Annotated in this window: 16 protein-coding genes; 12 read left to right on the plus strand and 4 right to left on the minus strand. The window is 67.6% G+C overall.

What is annotated here, in order from left to right; translation table 11 throughout:
* Nucleotides 1-68: 68 nt before the first annotated feature.
* Nucleotides 69-752, minus strand: a complete 684-nt coding sequence (locus ACIHA7_RS36370; protein WP_397296069.1) for a response regulator — start codon at nt 750-752, stop codon at nt 69-71.
* The gene (locus ACIHA7_RS36375; protein WP_397296071.1) at nt 734-2,422 is read right to left on the minus strand and encodes an ATP-binding protein; all 1,689 of its coding nucleotides are present in this window, start codon (nt 2,420-2,422) and stop codon (nt 734-736) included. Before ACIHA7_RS36375 ends, ACIHA7_RS36370 begins: the two co-directional genes overlap by 19 nt.
* 146 nt (nt 2,423-2,568) lie before the next feature.
* On the opposite strand from ACIHA7_RS36375, the gene ACIHA7_RS36380 reads away from it, so the two are divergent.
* From ACIHA7_RS36380 to ACIHA7_RS36410, 7 genes are all read left to right on the plus strand, one after another.
* Entirely contained in the window at nt 2,569-3,375 is an 807-nt protein-coding gene (locus tag ACIHA7_RS36380) for an ABC transporter ATP-binding protein (RefSeq protein ID WP_397296073.1), read from the plus strand.
* On the plus strand, nt 3,365-4,252 hold the full coding sequence (locus tag ACIHA7_RS36385; protein ID WP_397296075.1) for an ABC transporter permease: 888 nt from the start codon (nt 3,365-3,367) through the stop codon (nt 4,250-4,252). The genes ACIHA7_RS36380 and ACIHA7_RS36385 overlap by 11 nt, the downstream gene beginning before the upstream one ends.
* 3 nt (nt 4,253-4,255) lie before the next feature.
* Nucleotides 4,256-5,305 carry an ABC transporter substrate-binding protein gene (locus tag ACIHA7_RS36390; protein ID WP_397296077.1) on the plus strand — a complete coding sequence of 350 codons (1,050 nt, stop codon included), beginning with the start codon at nt 4,256-4,258 and terminating at the stop codon, nt 5,303-5,305.
* A gap of 162 nt (nt 5,306-5,467) precedes the next feature.
* Nucleotides 5,468-6,613, plus strand: coding sequence for an aromatic ring-hydroxylating dioxygenase subunit alpha (locus ACIHA7_RS36395; protein ID WP_397296079.1), 1,146 nt, complete (start codon nt 5,468-5,470; stop codon nt 6,611-6,613).
* Nucleotides 6,614-6,623: 10 nt separating this feature from the next.
* Nucleotides 6,624-7,259 carry a TetR/AcrR family transcriptional regulator gene (locus tag ACIHA7_RS36400; RefSeq protein WP_397296080.1) on the plus strand — a complete coding sequence of 212 codons (636 nt, stop codon included), beginning with the start codon at nt 6,624-6,626 and terminating at the stop codon, nt 7,257-7,259.
* 53 nt (nt 7,260-7,312) lie between these two features.
* Complete coding sequence (locus ACIHA7_RS36405; RefSeq protein WP_397296082.1) at nt 7,313-8,257, plus strand: GlxA family transcriptional regulator; 945 nt, start codon at nt 7,313-7,315, stop codon at nt 8,255-8,257.
* A 43-nt stretch (nt 8,258-8,300) separates the two neighbouring features.
* A complete protein-coding gene (locus ACIHA7_RS36410) occupies nt 8,301-9,035 on the plus strand; it encodes an HD domain-containing protein (protein ID WP_397296084.1) in 735 nt (244 codons plus the stop codon).
* Nucleotides 9,036-9,038: 3 nt separating this feature from the next.
* Here ACIHA7_RS36410 and ACIHA7_RS36415 read toward each other — a convergent pair whose 3' ends face one another.
* Complete coding sequence (locus ACIHA7_RS36415; RefSeq protein WP_397296086.1) at nt 9,039-9,797, minus strand: siderophore-interacting protein; 759 nt, start codon at nt 9,795-9,797, stop codon at nt 9,039-9,041.
* A 141-nt stretch (nt 9,798-9,938) separates the two neighbouring features.
* Between ACIHA7_RS36415 and ACIHA7_RS36420 the strand changes: the two genes are divergently transcribed.
* Both ACIHA7_RS36420 and ACIHA7_RS36425 read left to right on the plus strand, forming a co-directional pair.
* Nucleotides 9,939-10,766, plus strand: a complete 828-nt coding sequence (locus tag ACIHA7_RS36420) for an NADPH-dependent oxidoreductase (protein ID WP_397296087.1) — start codon at nt 9,939-9,941, stop codon at nt 10,764-10,766.
* A gap of 303 nt (nt 10,767-11,069) precedes the next feature.
* A complete protein-coding gene (locus ACIHA7_RS36425) occupies nt 11,070-12,515 on the plus strand; it encodes an amino acid permease (RefSeq protein ID WP_397296088.1) in 1,446 nt (481 codons plus the stop codon).
* 69 nt (nt 12,516-12,584) lie between these two features.
* On the opposite strand, the gene ACIHA7_RS36430 is transcribed toward ACIHA7_RS36425, so the two are convergent.
* Nucleotides 12,585-13,250, minus strand: coding sequence for a TetR/AcrR family transcriptional regulator (locus tag ACIHA7_RS36430; protein ID WP_397296090.1), 666 nt, complete (start codon nt 13,248-13,250; stop codon nt 12,585-12,587).
* Between the two features lie 47 nt (nt 13,251-13,297).
* Between ACIHA7_RS36430 and ACIHA7_RS36435 the strand changes: the two genes are divergently transcribed.
* From ACIHA7_RS36435 to ACIHA7_RS36445, 3 genes are read left to right on the plus strand one after another with little or no spacing between them, the layout of a single operon-like run.
* Nucleotides 13,298-14,317, plus strand: a complete 1,020-nt coding sequence (locus tag ACIHA7_RS36435; RefSeq protein WP_397296092.1) for an oxygenase MpaB family protein — start codon at nt 13,298-13,300, stop codon at nt 14,315-14,317.
* 3 nt (nt 14,318-14,320) lie between these two features.
* Nucleotides 14,321-15,664, plus strand: a complete 1,344-nt coding sequence (locus ACIHA7_RS36440) for an oxygenase MpaB family protein (RefSeq protein ID WP_397296093.1) — start codon at nt 14,321-14,323, stop codon at nt 15,662-15,664.
* On the plus strand, nt 15,661-15,918 hold the full coding sequence (locus tag ACIHA7_RS36445) for a 2Fe-2S iron-sulfur cluster-binding protein (protein ID WP_397296095.1): 258 nt from the start codon (nt 15,661-15,663) through the stop codon (nt 15,916-15,918). Before ACIHA7_RS36440 ends, ACIHA7_RS36445 begins: the two co-directional genes overlap by 4 nt.
* Nucleotides 15,919-16,058: the final 140 nt, after the last annotated feature.

A 16,058-nucleotide genomic window follows, 5' to 3' on the forward strand; every position in this document is an offset into this window, starting at 1 on the left:
TGAGCACGGTGATCGACGCCGCCCGCCTCGGCCACGAACCCTGGGCGCGCCGTTTCCCCGCGTGATCCTCACTCGGTTCTGGCCCGGCCGGCAACCGCCGAGTACTCCTGTTCCGGGCGGCCGGTGCTGCCGTAGCGCAGGCTCATGCGGAGGGTGCCGGTGCCGACGAGGGTGGCGAGGTAGCGCTGGGCGGTGGCGCGGGAGATGCCGATGGCGGTGGCCACCTCGGCGGCGGAGAGCGGGTGGCCCGCTTCGAGGATCGAATGCAGGACAAGGTCTTTGGTGGGCGAGGCGACGGCGGCGGGGGAGCCTGCGGTGGTGGTCGGGCGGAGGGCTTGGATGGCCGCGTCGACGCGGGCGTTGTCCACCTGCGGGGTGCCGAGGATGCGGCGGTAGCGGGCGTAGGCGGCCAGCCGGGCGGCGAGTTCGGTGTGCGGGAAGGGTTTGACGAGGAAGGCGAGCGCACCGGCGCAGAGCGCGGCGCGGACCGCCGTGCTGTCCGTGGATGCGGTCAGCACCATTGCGTCACAGCGTAATTCGCGCACGAAGTCGATGCCGGAGCCGTCGGGCAGGTAGACGTCGACGAGAGCCAGGTCGACCGGGCCCGCCGCGAGCACAGCACGTGCCGCGGCCAAGGTGTTGGCCGTCCCCGCGACGGCGAAACCCGCGATGGAATCGACGATTCCGGCGTGCAGGTTGGCGACACGAAAGTCGTCGTCGACGACGAGAACAGTCAAATCTGAGGGGGCCATGACACCTTGCTGTCTACGAGCACTTCGGGAATGCGGGCATTGAATTCGGCGCCGGTCAGCGGGGGAGCGTCGCCGCGCGGACTGGCCAGCCGGACGTCGCCGCCGTGCGTGCGGGCGATCTGGCGGATCAACGCGAGACCGACACCGCGTCCGCCGGGCACATCGCGGCTGTCCCGGGTGGAGGTGCCCTCGGTGAACAGCACATCGATCAGCTCCGGCGCGACACCGTCGCCGCTGTCGGCCACCACGATGTGCAGCGTCGAGTCTTCCTGCACCAGTTCGACTTCCACCTGCTTGACCGGATTGTCCGAGGCCCGCACCGCCTCGATCGCGTTGTCGAGCAGATTGCCGAGCACGGTCGTCACATCGACAGGATCGACCAGGCTGCCGTCCACCCAGGTGTTCGGCCCGAGCACCAGTTCGACGCCGCTCTCCCGCGCGTGCGCGGCCTTCGCCGCGAGAAACGCCTGAAGGTACGCGTCGTGGATGGCATCGATACCGGGCGCGGCGGCCCCGAGCGGCCCCGCACCGATCATCTCGTCGATCGACCGCGACGCCTCCTCGGTCCGCCCACCGTGCAAAAGCCCGCTGATCAGGTGCATCTTGTTGGAGAACTCGTGGCGTTGCGCACGCAGCACCGTGCTCATCGACTGCACCGCGTCGAGCTGACGGGTCAAGGCCTCCACGTCGGTCCGGTCGCGCACGGTCAGCACCGCACCTAGATCACGCCGGTCCCGGTGTACCGGTCGCGCCGCGACGACGACGATGTGCGAACCGACCGTCGCCGACGCGGGCTGCTCGTCGAGGCCGCGGAAAACCTCCAGTACCCGTGGCGTGAGCCCGATCTCGTCCACCGGTCGTCCGATCTCCGCGTCGATTCCGAGCAGCCTGCGCGCCTCGTCGTTGACAAACGTTGTGCGCCAAGAAGAATCGACCGCGAGCACGCCACGCCCGATGCCGTGCAGTACCGCCGCCTGGCCGCGCACGAGCTCGGCGAGTTCCGCTGGCTCCAGTCCGAGTGTCAGTCCGCGCCAACGACGCGCTAACAGCATCGATCCCACGATCCCCACCAGCAGCGCGGCGCCGACGAGCAAACCAGCGGTCCGCAAATCGTCGAGCAACTGATCGCGCACCGCCTCGGTGGAGATGCCGACGCTCACCGCGCCCACGATGCGCGCCGAATCAGGTCCGAGCACAGGCACTTTCGCCCGCACCGAGTCGCCGAGCGTGCCGCGCTCCTCGGCGATCACCTCGCGCCCGGCCAACGCGCCGGAGGGATCGGTGCTCACATGCTCGGTGAGCCGCGTCTTGTCCGGATGCGCCAGCCGGATCCCGGAGTCGTCGGTGATCACCACGAACAAGGCGCCGGTCCGCTCCGTCGTGTCGACGGCGATCCGTTCCAGTGGCCCGGCGGCGAGCCGCGCACGCAGCATCGGGTCGGCGCTGATCGCACCGGGCGCATACCTGGTCACCTCGTCGCGCACCGCGGGGTCGGCGGCGACGGTGCGCGCGATCGCCAGTGCCCGCTGCCCGTATCCGTCGCGCAGCCGCTGATCGCTGAGGTAGCCGAAAACCGCGAAGGCGACGCCGAGGGTGAGGGTGACCACCACGATCTGCAACAGCAGAACCTGCGTCCTCAATCGCACGGCCCGCGCGCCCTCAGTGGCCATTGGCGCAGCATAGACCACCGCGCCGGGCGTGAGCAGAATGCGCAGAACTAGCGAATCGGCACTTTGCACGGCTTGTGCGCACAAGCTCCGCGGTGTGACCCGGCCCACGTACGTTCGCTCTACCTCGATTCGCAGGAGCTACAACCATGAACAACCCACTCATCGAGCTGCGGAGCGCGACGAAGCGTTTCCCCGGCACCGGTGGCGGCATCCACACCGCCGTGCAGAACCTCGACCTTGCGGTCCGCCCCGGCGAATTCGTCGCCGTGGTCGGTCCCACCGGCTGCGGCAAGTCGACCACCCTGTCTCTCGTCTCCGGCCTCGAACCCGCCTCGGCGGGCCGGACGCTGGTGCGTGGCAAGGACGTCACCGGCATCCCGGACGGCATCGGCTACATGTTCCAGCTGGACGCGGTGCTGCCGTGGAAGACAGTGCTGGACAACGTCGCCCTCGGCCCGCGCCTGCGGGGCGCGTCGAAAGCCGATGCGCGGCAGCAGGCTTCGGTGTGGGTGCACAAGGTCGGGCTGGCCGGCTTCGAGACCTACTACCCGCATCAGCTGTCGGGCGGCATGCGCAAGCGCGTCGCGCTGGCGCAAACCCTGGTCAACGACCCGGAAATCCTGCTGATGGACGAGCCGTTCAGCGCGCTCGACGTGCAGACCCGCCAGCTCATGCAGGACGAACTGCTGCGCGTCTGGGCGGGCACCGGCGCGGCCGTCATCTTCGTCACCCACGATCTGGAGGAGGCGATCGTGCTCGCCGACCGGGTGATCGTCATGACGGCGAGCCCGGCGACGGTGTGCGGCGACTTCCCGGTCGCGCTGCAGCGCCCGCGCAATGTCGAAGAGGTGCGACTCACCACCGAGTTCCGCGATATCTACAAAGAAATCTGGGAAACGCTGCGCGACGAGGTCGAGGCGGCTCGAGCCAAGGGAGCCTCCCGTGTCGCATAACGTCCTCGAGAAGGGTGCCGCCGCGGCACCGGTGCCGGAGAACGAGACCGAGGAGCAGATCCTCGCGCGGGTGCGCACCAATGCCCGGCGCGTGCGCCTGCGCACCTGGGGCCTGCGCATCGCGCTGATCGTGCTGTGGCTCGGCTCCTGGGAGCTCACCGCCACCCTGTGGATCGATCCGTTCTTCTACTCGAAGCCGTCGCTGATCTGGGCACGATTGGTCGAGTGGTTCACCGAGGGAACGCAATTCGGGTCGATCTGGCTGCAGATTTTCACCACGGTGCAGGAGGCCGTGCTCGGCTTCCTGATCGGCGCGGTCGCGGGCGTGGTGCTCGGCACCCTGCTCGGCCGCAGCCGGTACTGGGCCGACGTGCTCGCGCCGTTCATCAAGGCGCTCAACGCGGTTCCGCGTATCGTGCTCGCGGCGCTGTTCATCATCTGGTTCGGTCTCGGGCTCAGCTCGAAGGTCGCGACGGTGGTCGTGCTGGTGTTCTTCGCGGTGTTCTTCAACGCGTTCACCGGTGCGCGGGAGGTGGACGGCAACGTCATCAACAACGCGCGCATCCTCGGCGCGGGTAAGCGGCAGGTGCTCACCGCCATCGTCTTGCCGAGCGCGACCACCTGGATCCTGTCCAGCCTGCATACCGCCTTCGGCTTCGCCTTGATCGGCGCGGTGGTGGGTGAGTATGCCGGTGCCAGTAAAGGTTTGGGCCTGCTGATCAGCAACGCCCAGGGCACGTTCGATTCGGCGGGCATCTACGCGGGCATGATCATCATCACGGTGATCGCGCTGCTCGCGGAGTGGGGGATCGGTATGGCCGAGGGCAAGCTGCTGAAATGGCGTCCGTCGCAGGCACAGTCGAGTCACGGGATCTGAGCGATGAGATATATCAAGAACTCCGCGATCGTCGTCCTCGCCGTCGCGGCGCTGCTGACGGTCACCGGATGCCGCGAGTCGCGCACCATCCCGATGTCCGACGGGCGACCGCAGATCACCATCATGGTCGGCGGTTTGGAGAAGGTGATCTACCTGCCCGCCATGCTCACCAAACAGTTGGGCTTCTTCGAGAAGAACGACATCGACGTCTCGCTGCTCGGCGAGCAGTCCGGCGCCAACGCCGAAACCGCCTTGCTGACCGGCGATGTGCAGGCGGTGGTCGGCTTCTACGATCACACCGTCGACCTGCAGGCCAAGGAGCAGTGTCTCACCTCGGTGGTGCAGTTCGCCGACGTGCCCGGTGAGGTGGAGTTGGTCGCCAAGGCCGATACCGCCACCATCAAATCGGTGCGCGATCTGCGCGGCCGCAATCTCGGTGTCACCTCGTTCGGGTCGTCGACCGACTTCCTGACCCAGGCGCTCACCGGGATCGAGGGCATGACCACCGCCGATTACACCAGGGTGCGGGCCGGCGCGGGGCAGACGTTCATCGCGGGCATGAACCACAACGGCATCGACGCGGGCATGACCACCGATCCGACGGTGGCGCAGATGGTGAACTCGGGGGAGGCGGAGATCCTGGTCGACATGCGCACCGAGGCGGGCACCAGGGCGGCGCTCGGCGGCTTGTACCCGGCCACCTCGCTGTACATGCGTTGCGAGACAGTCGAATCGCACCCGGACATCGTCCGCAAGCTGGCGGCGGCCTTCGTGCAGACGCTGCAGTGGATCAAGCAGCACACCCCGGAGGAGATCGCCGCCAAGATGCCGCCGCAGTACGCGAACGCCGGAAAGGACCTCTACGTCCAGTCGATCCGTGACTCGATCGGCATGTTCAACGGCGACGGTCTGATGAAAGCCGAAGGCGCGCAGAACGTGCTGAACATCCTCGGCAAGTACTCGCGCAATGTGGCGCCGGTGCGTGACCGGATCGAATTGGACAAGACGTATACGACGAAGTTCGTGGAGGAGGCGCTGCGCACCAACCAATAGTGCTGTAGCCGTTCGGGTCCCGCGCTCCGGTTTCGCTGAAGCGCGGGACCTGCTGTTTGTGGTCGGACTGTGCGCGTCGCCGACGATCCCTTGACGGACGGTTATCGTTTGATAACCTGATGGCAGAGGTTATCGAACGATAACCACGCAGGGAGGTCCAGTATGTCTACGCTCATCACATCCGGCACCGGGGAGATCCTCTCGGCGCTGCAGCAGTACCGCGAGGACGATCCGCCCGCGCTCACGCTGCCGCCGAGTGCCTACACCTCGCCAGAACTGTGGGAATTGGAACGCGAGCGGATCTTCAACCGCTGCTGGTATCTCGTCGCACACGTCGGTCAACTCGCCACCGCCGGTGACTACGTCGCCGTCTCCATCGCCGGCGAACCCGTGGTCGTCACCCGCGCGAAAGACGATGCGCTCCATGCGATGTCACCGATCTGCCGCCATCGACTGATGCCGCTCGTCGAACCGGGCGCGGGGCGGACCGACGCCTTCACCTGCCAGTACCACCTGTGGAAGTACGGGCTCGACGGCCGGCTGCGCGGCGCGCCGTACATGAGTGGCAACAAGCGGTTCGAGCCGAAGGACTGCCGGTTGCCGCAGTTCGCGGTCGCGGAATGGAACGGCATGGTCTTCGTCAATCTCGACGCGAACGCCGACCCGATCGGTGCCCACCTGGACCTGGCCACACACCAGTTCGCCAACTATCGGCTGAGCGAGATGGTGCAGGTCGACTCGTGGTCCTACGAGTGGCAGACCAACTGGAAGAGCGTGATGGAGAACGGCCACGAGAACTACCACGTCATCGGCCTGCACCGGGAGACGCTGGAGCCGTTCATGCCCGGCGGCAGCGACATGTTCGTCGAGCAGTACTCGCCGTGGGTGCTGCACGCCAGGATCCCGTTCGTCGCGTCGGTACAGCCGGAGGTATTGACGCTCAACGAGATTCAGCGCGCCAACGGCATGGTGCTGCTGACCTTCCCGTCGAGCGCGTTCATCGGCGTGAGCGACCAGATCGTCTGGTTCAGCTTCCTGCCGACGGCCATCGACCGGGTGCACGTGGTGGGCGGCGTGCTCACCATGCCCGAGCTGGTCGGCGTGTCCGAGGCGGTCACCAGAACCCGGCAGGCGGCCACCGCGATGATCAACGACGAGGATCGGTTCGGGCTGGAAGCCGTCCAGCGCGGCGTCGCGTCGCGTTTCGCCGAACGTGGGCACCTCAGCCCCAAGGAGCAGCCGGGTGTGCTCGCGTTTTATCGGAACCTCGCGCACGCAATGCTCGGTGACGAACCGAACGGCCGTTAGCCTGGATCGCATGCCCGCGGAAACCACACGATCGAGCCCGGCGGCCGAACGCATCCTGCGCACCGCCGCCGAGCTCATCGCGGTGCGCGGCTTCTCCGCCACCTCCACCCGCGACATCGCGGCCGCGGTCGGGGTGCAGCAGCCCGCCATCTACAAGCACTTCTCCGCCAAGGACGACATCCTCGCCGCGCTGGTCCGGCTCGGGTTGGAACGGCCACTCGCGCTGGCCGACGAACTGGCCGCCGTGTCCGCGCCCGCCGTGGTCAAGCTGCACCGCTGGCTGCGGGAAACGCTGCAGCACCTGCAGGACTCGCCGTACGTCCTCGCCTCCATCCTCACCTCCCCGGAACTCCAGCGGGACCGGTTCGTCGACGAGCTGGAGCTCGTCTCGCGGCTCGACCGGGTGGTTATCGCCATGGTCGAGGCGGCGCAGCGGGAAGGTGATGTGCGGGCGATGAATCCGGTGTCCGGAGCCCGGTTGGTGCAGGCCCTTTTCGACGCCCTCGCGCTGCCGGAGATCGCGGTCAGCCCCGCGGAGATCGTCGAGTTCGCGCTGACCGGGCTGCTCGCCGACGCCGGTCGGTTACCCGATATCGAGCGCGCCGCGGCCGAACTGGTGGTGACCGAGCCGGTGCCGATGTCCTGATCTGTGGGGTACGTGTCCTTGTGGACATTTCCCGGTTGTTCGAGACTGGGGGCATGAAGTCCAGTGGTGACGTGGTGGTCGCGGTATCCGAGGGTGTGTTGCTGCTCGACGTCGCCGGGCCGGTTCAGGTGTTGCACTGGGCCGGGCAACGGGTGCGATTCGCGTCGCCGGATGGACGAGACGTGTGCACCGACGTCGGTGTGCCGCTGAGTGTTTCGTGTGCCGTCGCGGATTTGACCGGCTCCGTCGATACGCTGCTCGTTCCCGGATACGCACCGGAGGAGCCGGTTCCGGCCGAACTCGTTCGGTCGGTGCGGGTGGCCGGTGCCCGCGCTCGGCGGATCGCCTCGGTATGCACCGGGGCGCTGGTCCTCGCCGAGGCCGGGCTGCTGGACGGTCGGCGGGCGACGACGCACTGGTTGGCCTGCGACCAACTGGCGCAACAGTTTCCGGCCGTCGAGGTCGACGCGGATGCCATCGTCGTCCGCGACGGTTCGGTGATCACCTCGGCGGGCGTCACGGCGGGTATCGATCTGGCGCTCGCGCTGGTGGAGGAGGACCACGGCGTCGAGGTGGCACGCGCGCTCGCCAAACATCTGGTGGTATTCCTCCGACGTCCCGGCGGACAAGCGCAGTTCAGCGTTCGGGCCGGCGTCGGCATGCCGCGCAGCAGTGGTCTGCGCAAGGTCGTCGACGCCGTCGCCGCGGATCTGTCGGCGGATCACAGCCTGGCCGCCATGGCCTGCCGTGCCGCGCTGAGCGAACGCCACCTGAGCAGGCTGTTCCGCCAGGAAACCGGTGTGACGCCGGCACAGTACGTCAAGCAGGTGCGCGTGGAAGCCGCGCAAGCACTACTGGAGACGAGCGACGAGCTGATGGCCGCGATCGCTCGGCGCAGCGGTTTCGGATCCGAGGAAACCATGCGCCGCACCTTCGTCGAGGTGCTCGGCACGACACCGAGCGACTACCGGAGTCGTTTCCGCACCACGACGCCCTGACTTCACCCCTTTTGAAATCCGATCCGTACCAAGGAGTTCAGCCATGTCCCTATCCCGTCGCGCCGCCATCGGCGTGGGAATCGCCGGAACCGCCGCCGCCCTGACCCAGGCATCCGCGGCGGCCCAACCGAACCCACTCCCACTACCGTCGACCACGTTGGCGGACAGGGCAACCGCGTTGATGGACCGCACCCTGACCCCCGCCTTACGCAATCACAGCGTGCGCGGATTCTTCTTCGCCCGCGCGGTCGCCGACCGGCACGGCCTACGCCCCGGCAGCGACTACGACGAAGAAACCATGTACCTCATCTGCGTCCTGCACGACCTCGGCCTCACCGAAACCCCGAGCAGCGACCAGCGATTCGAAATAGACGGCGCCGATCAAGCCGCATTGTTCCTCGAAACCAACGGCGTCACCGACACCCGGGTCGACACCATCTGGGACGCCATCGCGACCCACACCACCGGCTTTACCGATTCCCCCGTCTACCGCCGTCGCCGCCCGCCCGAGTCCTGGCTGGCCGTCGAAGGCATCGGCATCGACGTAGTCGGCGCCCCCGCCGACCTGCCCCCCGGCTACGCCGACCTGGTCCATGCCGCCTACCCGCGGCTGGGCGGCACCCGAGTCCTCACCGAAACCATCGGAGCCCAAGCGCTGGCCAATCCACGCAAGGCGCCCCCGGCAAGCCTCGCCGGAGAGATCCTGCGCCTGCGTCACCCGGAGATCGCCCAACTGAGCTGGGACGACATCGTGGCCGCCAGCGGGTGGCGCGACTGAGGGCTACCCGGCGTCGACGGTGTCCTTCGCCTTGAGCTCGGCCTTCCATTCGCGGAAGCCCTCCTCGGTGCGTCCGCGGCGCCAGTAGCCGGAGATCGAGGCGGCCCACTCGGCGGTGACGCCGCGTTCCCGGCGGACGTAGCGGCGCATGTCGTGCATGACGGCTTGGGCTTCGCCGTGGATGAAGACCTGGACCTGTCCGTCGCGCCAGGGCGCTTTGCGGACGCTTTCGGCGAGGACTTCACCCGGGGACTGGGTGCCGCGATGCAGCCAGGTCAGTTCGATACCCTCGGGCTTCCGCACGGGGAGTTCGTCGTCGGGGCCGGTGACCTCGACGAACGCGTAACCGACGGCGGCCGGGTCCATCGCCTCCAACGCGGCGGCAATGGCGGGCAGCGCCGCCTCGTCACCGGCCAGCAGGTGCCAGTCGGCGTCGGCGCGGGGGAAGTAGGCGCCGCCGGGGCCGTACATATCGATGGTCTCGCCGGGCTGGACCGCCGCGGCCCACGGTCCCGCGATGCCCTCGGCGCCGTGGTACACGAAATCGGCCGCGATCCGGCCCGCGTCCCGATCGATCGAGCGGACGGTGTAGGTGCGCAGCACCTCGATCCCGTCGCGCTCGAAGATGAACTTGACGTAGGCGTCGGTGAACTCGTTGGCTTGGAACGCGGCGAAGCCGGGGCCGCCAAGGTGCACCCGGATCAGGTGCGGGCTGAGCCACTCGGTGTGCTGCACGGTGAGGGTGGTGCGGGGTCTGGCCATAGGTAGTCCTCCCACTATCAACAATTAGGGTTACCTTACTTACCCTACTCCGAGTTGATCTCGAACGACATCGCGGCGGTGTTCGGCTCATCGTGCGAGCAACCGCTGACGAACCCGCCGCGGCGGTCCAGGATGACGGACATGACCCAGACCGTGCCGACGCCGACCCACCTGGTGCAGCAGCGTTACCGAGACCCCGAGCCTACCGAACCCGCCCGGTGGAACGAGGTATTGCAGGTGCTGCACGAGCATCGTTCGGTGCGGCGCTATCTGGCCGACCCGGTGTCCGACGACACACTGCGCCTGCTGATTTCGGCCGCCCAGTCCGCGCCGACCTCGTCCAACCTGCAGGTGTGGAGTGTCATCGCGGTGCGCGACCCGCAGCGCAAAGCGCGGCTGGCGGCGCTGTCGGGCAATCAAGCGCACATCCTGCAAGCGCCCGTATTGCTGGTCTGGACAGCCGATTTCGCGCGTGTGCGTCAGCTCGCCGACGACCGGAATGCCGCGCTGGACGGCGCCGACTACCTCGAATCCAGCTACGTCGGATTCATCGATGCCGCCCTCGCCGCGCAGAACGCGGTCGTCGCCGCGGAGTCCCTCGGCCTCGGCACGGTGTATCTGGGCGCGCTGCGCAACAACCCGGAAGACGTTGCGGCGGAACTGAAGCTGCCACCGCAGGTGTTCGCGGTCTTCGGGCTCGTCGTCGGCCATCCCGACCCGGGCGAGGACGTCAGGGTCAAACCGCGGTTGCCCCAGGCCGCGGTGCTGCATCACGAGACCTACGACCTCGCGGGCCAGCGCGAACACGTCGCCGACTACGAAGGCAGAATCGCCGAATTCTATGCCGAGCAACAACTCTCGCACTCGTGGATCGACCGTGTCTTGGCGCGCCTCGGCTCCGTGGCCGGACTCGGTGGCCGTGATCGGCTGCGCGAGTCGCTGGAGAATCACGGGTTCCCGCTGAAGTGACCGTCGGGCTCGCGTGAGCTCCGCGGCGGCCTTGCGCGCCAGAACTCGGATCGGACCGCGCGGTGGTCCCCAGCAATGCCGATCCCCTAGGTCCGCCCTCGGTCCGCTCGACGTCTAACGAGGCGCCTGACCTGCGGTGTTACCCTCATCGACCGCCGCAAACTACGACCGCGCCCGCCTGGACCGGTAGCGTGACGTGCTGATCGATCCCAGAACATGCGATGATCCCATGTCATGTGTCCGGGGTCACCGACCGACGACCCCGGACGTCGCGTCGTTGCCGCACGAGAGAAGGACCGCACTATGACAGCCGCCGACAGTCATCTATCGGACGCTGGAACGCACGATTCGACCGGCGCCGGGGACTCGGAGGGCTATTCGCGCGGCCTGAGCCCGCGCACCATTCAGATGATCGCCATCGGCGGCGCCATCGGGACCGGCCTGTTCTACGGCGCCGGTGGCGCGATCGAGCAGGCCGGCCCCGCCCTGATCCTCGCGTACCTGGCCGCGGGCCTGGCGATCTTCGTGATCATGCGCGCGCTGGGGGAGTTGCTCACCTATCGGCCGGTCTCCGGCAGTTTCGCCGAGTACGCGCACGAATTCCTCGGGCGTTACGCGGGTTTCGTGACCGGCTGGTCGTATTGGGCGGTGTGGGTGGCCACCTGCATGGCCGAGATCACGGTGGCAGGCAAGTACGTGCAGTACTGGTTCGACATCAAGCCGTGGATCACGGCGCTGGTGGTGCTCGCGCTGATGTTCGCGGCGAACCTGATCTCGGTGCGGCTGTTCGGCGAGGGCGAGTTCTGGTTCTCCGCCATCAAGGTCACCGCGATCATCGGCATGATCCTGCTCGGTATCGGCGTGCTGACCATCGGTTTCGGCCACGCCGCCAACCCGACCGTCACCAACCTGTGGGCCGACGGCGGCGTGTTTCCGAACGGCTTCGGCCAGTCGCTGCTGGTGCTGCAGATCGTGCTGTTCGCCTACGTCGGCGTCGAACTGGTCGGCGTCACCGCAGGTGAGGCGCGCGAGCCGCGCAAGACGCTGCGCAAGGCGATCAATACGCTGCCGTTCCGGATCGGCCTGTTCTACGTCGGCGCGCTGCTGGTGATCATGTCGGTGTCGAGCTGGCGCACGTTCCGGGAAGGCAAGAGCCCGTTCGTAGAGGTGTTCCAGCAGATCGGCATCCCCGGCGCGGCGGGCATCATCAACTTCGTGCTGCTCACCGCCGCGTTGTCGTCGTGCAACTCGGGCATCTACTCGACCGGGCGCATGCTGCGCACCCTGTCGCTGCACGGCGAAGCCCCGTCCGCGCTCAGCAAGCTGAGCTCGCGCCACGTGCCTTACGTCGGCATCTCGGCGTCTGCGGCGATGATGGTTATCGGCGTGATCGTCAACATCATCTCCCCGGACAAGGCGTTCGCGTACATCACCTCGGTGAGCACAATCGGCATCATCTTCGTATGGGGCATGATCCTGGTCTGCCATCTGATCTACCGCGCCAGGGTGGCGCGCGGTGAGCTCCCCGCGGCGGACTATCGCCTGCCCGCCGCGCCGTACACGACGGTGCTGGCGCTGGCGTTCCTCGCGCTGGTGGTCGTCCTGCTCTTCTTCACCGAGAGCGGCCGCACCGCCGTCGTCGTCGGCGTCGTCTGGGCGGTGCTGGTATCCGCAGGCTATCTCGCCCTGACCCGCCTCGGAAAGAGCGGCGACGCCACGGATTCCGCTCGGGAGTCCGCCGCCCGCTAGTCCGTGACAGCCGCACACCTCCCGTATTCGGGAAGTCGGGAGGTGTGCGGCTCGGCCCAACTGTCTGGGTTACTCGCGTTCTGCTCGTGATCGCCGCTGCGTCGCGGTTTTCGCAGCTGACGGGCTCGGCGCGGGAAGGAAGAAGTTCAGCACCAGCCGGGTGATGTCGGCGAGGAAGCGTTCGCGGGAGACCGGGGGCTGATCCAGGACGTACCGGATAGCCAGGTGCTCGACCGTGCGCACCAGCATCCAGGACGCCGCCGCGAAGTCCACATCCTCGGGTAGCGCGTCCCGGTGCATGGTCAACGCGACCAGGGCCAGATCGCCGATCTGCTGCTCGAAGGCGAATACGGTGTTGTCCCCGCTGAGCCGCGGGGTCTGCTCGATCACCGCGCGCAGCAGCGCCGGATGGCTGCCCAGCGCGTCGAGCAGCGCGGAAATCGTTGCCGGAACAGCGGTTTCGGGTGGCTCGTGCAGCTGCGCGAGCACGCTGCGGTGCACTCGGGACGCCACCTCGCTGTTGTAGCGGTCGATCACCGCGGTGACGATGGCGTCCTTGCCCGGAAAGTATTGGTACAGCGAGCCGGGGCTGATGCCCGCGGCGTCGGCGATCCGGTTGGTGGACGCGCCGTCGTAGCCGTGTTCGATGAGCACGGTCTGCCCCGCGTCGATGATGCGCGCCACCATGGCGCGAGAGCGCTGCTGCTGCGGCGTTTTCCGCGTCTTCGGGGGCATCAGAAGACGAATTGAACGCGAGTATTTATTCGTGTCAGCATCGTTTCATGGTTGCACACAATGACGTCGTGCACGAGAGCCCCAGTGCGCCCGTGCCGCTCGGTCCGGACTCGTTGACCTGGCGAATCTTCGGTTCCCTCTACTTCGCGCCGAGCGGGCTGTTCCTCGGCATGGTGCAGAACATGCACCCCGGCCTCGGCGCGGGCGTGGAGTACCACTCCGAGATCCAGGACGAGTTCTATCAGCGGGTGCTGCGGTCGGCGTACCCGATCGTCGGCGTGGTCTTCGACGGGCCGCGGGCCAAGCAGACCGCACGCGAGATCGTGAACTACCACCGCACGATCAAGGGCACCGACGCGCAAGGGCGCCGTTACCACGCTCTGGATCCCGGCACCTTCTATTGGGCGCACGCGGTGTTCTTCGTGCAGACGCTGCGCGCAGGCGAGCTGTTCATGGGCGGCCTCTCGCCCGCACAGCGCGAACAGCTGTGGCGCGAGCAGTACCAGTGGTACGAGATGTACGGGATGAGCATGCGGGTGGTCCCGAAGAGCTGGCCGGAGTTCCAGGACTACTGGAACCACATGTGCGACAACGTCTTGGAGCCGACCCGGGCCGCCTGGGAGGTGTATCGCCTGGCCGAGAACGCTCCCGTCCCGCCGTTCCCGGTGCTGGACATGCTGCCGAAACCACTGTGGGAGAAAATGGTTCGGCCATTCGGCGCCAGGTTCTATCAGTTCGTCACCATCGGCCTGTGCGACCCCTCGATCCGGCGCACCATGGGCTTCACCTGGACCCGCCGCGACCAGTTCTGGTTCGACCGCTGGTGCGCGCTGTTCACAGCGATGAACCGGGTGACGCCGGACGAGATCCGCTACTTCTTCCCACGTATCAGGGCCGGGCGCCGCCGCGAGCGCGGCCTGCGACCCGCGACGCTGCCGCCGCCGGAGGCCCCCGAACTGCTCTGGCCCGCAACAGAGCACCGCGACGACCCCAAACACTATTGCCCGGTACACGCCGATCACGGGTCGACGCCGACCACGAAATTCCGGCAATTGACAGGATTTTGACCGATGCTGGATGTGCACACCGCCGCCCACCCCAACGACTACTACTACCGGCCCGGCATGCCGCTGCGACCACCGCCGCCGCGCGCCGTCGCCTCCGAATTATGGTACGAGCCAAGGAAAGCCATACTGTCACCGTGGATCGATGTGCGCCCGGTACCCGCCGAAACGCCGCGCACCCGGCTGATGGCCGACCACCTCTGGCAGGGCGACGAGCCGATGGACCGGCTCGTCGCCGCGTTCCACCGGATCGGCACGGCGCAGGGCAGACGCCTGCTCGATCACGCGCTCGACCACGGCATCGACACCCTCGACGATCCGCCCCCGGAACTGGTCGCGCTGTTCGCCACGCTCGACAATCCACCGGCCTGGTACGACCCCGACCTCTGGGAGTACGGCCGCCAACTGTGGATCAACGTCTCCACCTCCGGCAAACTCGCCATGGGCGTACAGGACTTCATGGGCACTTTCGTCGGCGCGGAGGTCGCCTCCGCGACCGGGGCCACCGGCCGGTTCGTCAACGACCCCTATCGGCGAAACCTGGAGACCGCCACCTGGTTCCGCAATGTGACGGTCCGCGGCGGCATGGACCGCTGGTCGCCGGTCTTCAAAGACACTGTGCGCGTGCGACTCATGCACGCCCAGGTGCGCGCCGGGCTGCGTCGCGCATGGGGTGCCGAGCATTTCGCCGAGCACGGCAACCCCATCTCCAACAGCACGATGATGGGCGCGGCGGTCACCTTCGGACTTTCGCCGATGTGTTTCGACCACGCGCACGGCCGCAAATGCACTGAGCGGCAACTGGATGCGGTGATGCACTACTGGGCCTATCTTGCCTACGTGTTCGGTGTCGCGGACGAACTGATCCCGCGCACGGCCCGCGAAGGCATGGAGATGTCGGACTACATGGTCGCCACGGCCGGTGTCGCACCGGAGTGGACGGCGACCATGGCGGGCGCGGCCACCCACCGCCTCGCCGGTGGTACCGGCGTCGTCGATCGGCTGAAAGTGCAAGCCACGGCACCGCTGCTCGGCCTGCTGAGCTACTTCAGTAGCGAGTCGCTCGTCCGAGAATTGCTTCGCAGCACGCCATTACGCGACGTACCGGTCCAGCCATGGGCCACACTGACGGGTGTCGTTGCGGCACTCGACGTCCGTCTCCGAGCACTCGACGACGCACTCCCCGGCGCACACGGACGCATGCTGCGCCGCGCGGCCGCCGACGACCCGGTCTGGCGCCGCAACACCAAGATCGCCGAACTCCTCGCCGCCCGCGTCGGTATCTACGGCACCCCCTACGACCAACACGACAACTCGGCCGTCGGACCGGCCCGCTGCCCGATCCGATGACCCAACCCCCACCGCTCGTCGTCGAGCTGCACCGATCCGGCCGCACGGTGCTCGTCCCACCCGCGCTGACCGTGCTCGAGGCATTGGAGAACGAGGGCGTCGCCATCGACTCGATGTGCCGAGCAGGCATCTGCGGAACCTGCGAAACGGTTGCTCTGTCCGGAGCCGGCACCCGAACCGGCCGCTACCCCCGCCTGATCCGCCTCTGCACCACCGCCCCAGGCACCATCACCCACCTGGTCCTCGACCTCTGACCGGAGCACCCGGGGCCCCAGCGGGCGGCCAGACTCGCCGAGCCCGCCCGTTCGGTGCAGCCAAGACGGGTGCGTGCTGGGCGCACCGAGGCGTAGAGCACTGGCTTCCGCTCTGCAGTTGCGAACGGCGAATCGCCAGG

It is taken from the genome of Nocardia sp. NPDC052316 (assembly GCF_044547795.1).
Classification (GTDB): Bacteria; Actinomycetota; Actinomycetes; order Mycobacteriales; family Mycobacteriaceae; genus Nocardia.

What these genes read in the sequence shown, in the direction of transcription:
- ACIHA7_RS36370 (WP_397296069.1), bottom strand. Translation starts at nt 752, where the DNA reads ATGGCCCCCTCAGATTTGACTGTTCTCGTCGTCGACGACGACTTTCGT.
- ACIHA7_RS36375 (WP_397296071.1), bottom strand. Translation starts at nt 2,422, where the DNA reads ATGGCCACTGAGGGCGCGCGGGCCGTGCGATTGAGGACGCAGGTTCTG.
- ACIHA7_RS36380 (WP_397296073.1), top strand. Translation starts at nt 2,569, where the DNA reads ATGAACAACCCACTCATCGAGCTGCGGAGCGCGACGAAGCGTTTCCCC.
- ACIHA7_RS36390 (WP_397296077.1), top strand. Translation starts at nt 4,256, where the DNA reads ATGAGATATATCAAGAACTCCGCGATCGTCGTCCTCGCCGTCGCGGCG.
- ACIHA7_RS36395 (WP_397296079.1), top strand. Translation starts at nt 5,468, where the DNA reads ATGTCTACGCTCATCACATCCGGCACCGGGGAGATCCTCTCGGCGCTG.
- ACIHA7_RS36400 (WP_397296080.1), top strand. Translation starts at nt 6,624, where the DNA reads ATGCCCGCGGAAACCACACGATCGAGCCCGGCGGCCGAACGCATCCTG.
- ACIHA7_RS36405 (WP_397296082.1), top strand. Translation starts at nt 7,313, where the DNA reads ATGAAGTCCAGTGGTGACGTGGTGGTCGCGGTATCCGAGGGTGTGTTG.
- ACIHA7_RS36410 (WP_397296084.1), top strand. Translation starts at nt 8,301, where the DNA reads ATGTCCCTATCCCGTCGCGCCGCCATCGGCGTGGGAATCGCCGGAACC.
- ACIHA7_RS36415 (WP_397296086.1), bottom strand. Translation starts at nt 9,797, where the DNA reads ATGGCCAGACCCCGCACCACCCTCACCGTGCAGCACACCGAGTGGCTC.
- ACIHA7_RS36420 (WP_397296087.1), top strand. Translation starts at nt 9,939, where the DNA reads ATGACCCAGACCGTGCCGACGCCGACCCACCTGGTGCAGCAGCGTTAC.
- ACIHA7_RS36425 (WP_397296088.1), top strand. Translation starts at nt 11,070, where the DNA reads ATGACAGCCGCCGACAGTCATCTATCGGACGCTGGAACGCACGATTCG.
- ACIHA7_RS36430 (WP_397296090.1), bottom strand. Translation starts at nt 13,250, where the DNA reads ATGCCCCCGAAGACGCGGAAAACGCCGCAGCAGCAGCGCTCTCGCGCC.
- ACIHA7_RS36435 (WP_397296092.1), top strand. Translation starts at nt 13,298, where the DNA reads ATGGTTGCACACAATGACGTCGTGCACGAGAGCCCCAGTGCGCCCGTG.
- ACIHA7_RS36440 (WP_397296093.1), top strand. Translation starts at nt 14,321, where the DNA reads ATGCTGGATGTGCACACCGCCGCCCACCCCAACGACTACTACTACCGG.
- ACIHA7_RS36445 (WP_397296095.1), top strand. Translation starts at nt 15,661, where the DNA reads ATGACCCAACCCCCACCGCTCGTCGTCGAGCTGCACCGATCCGGCCGC.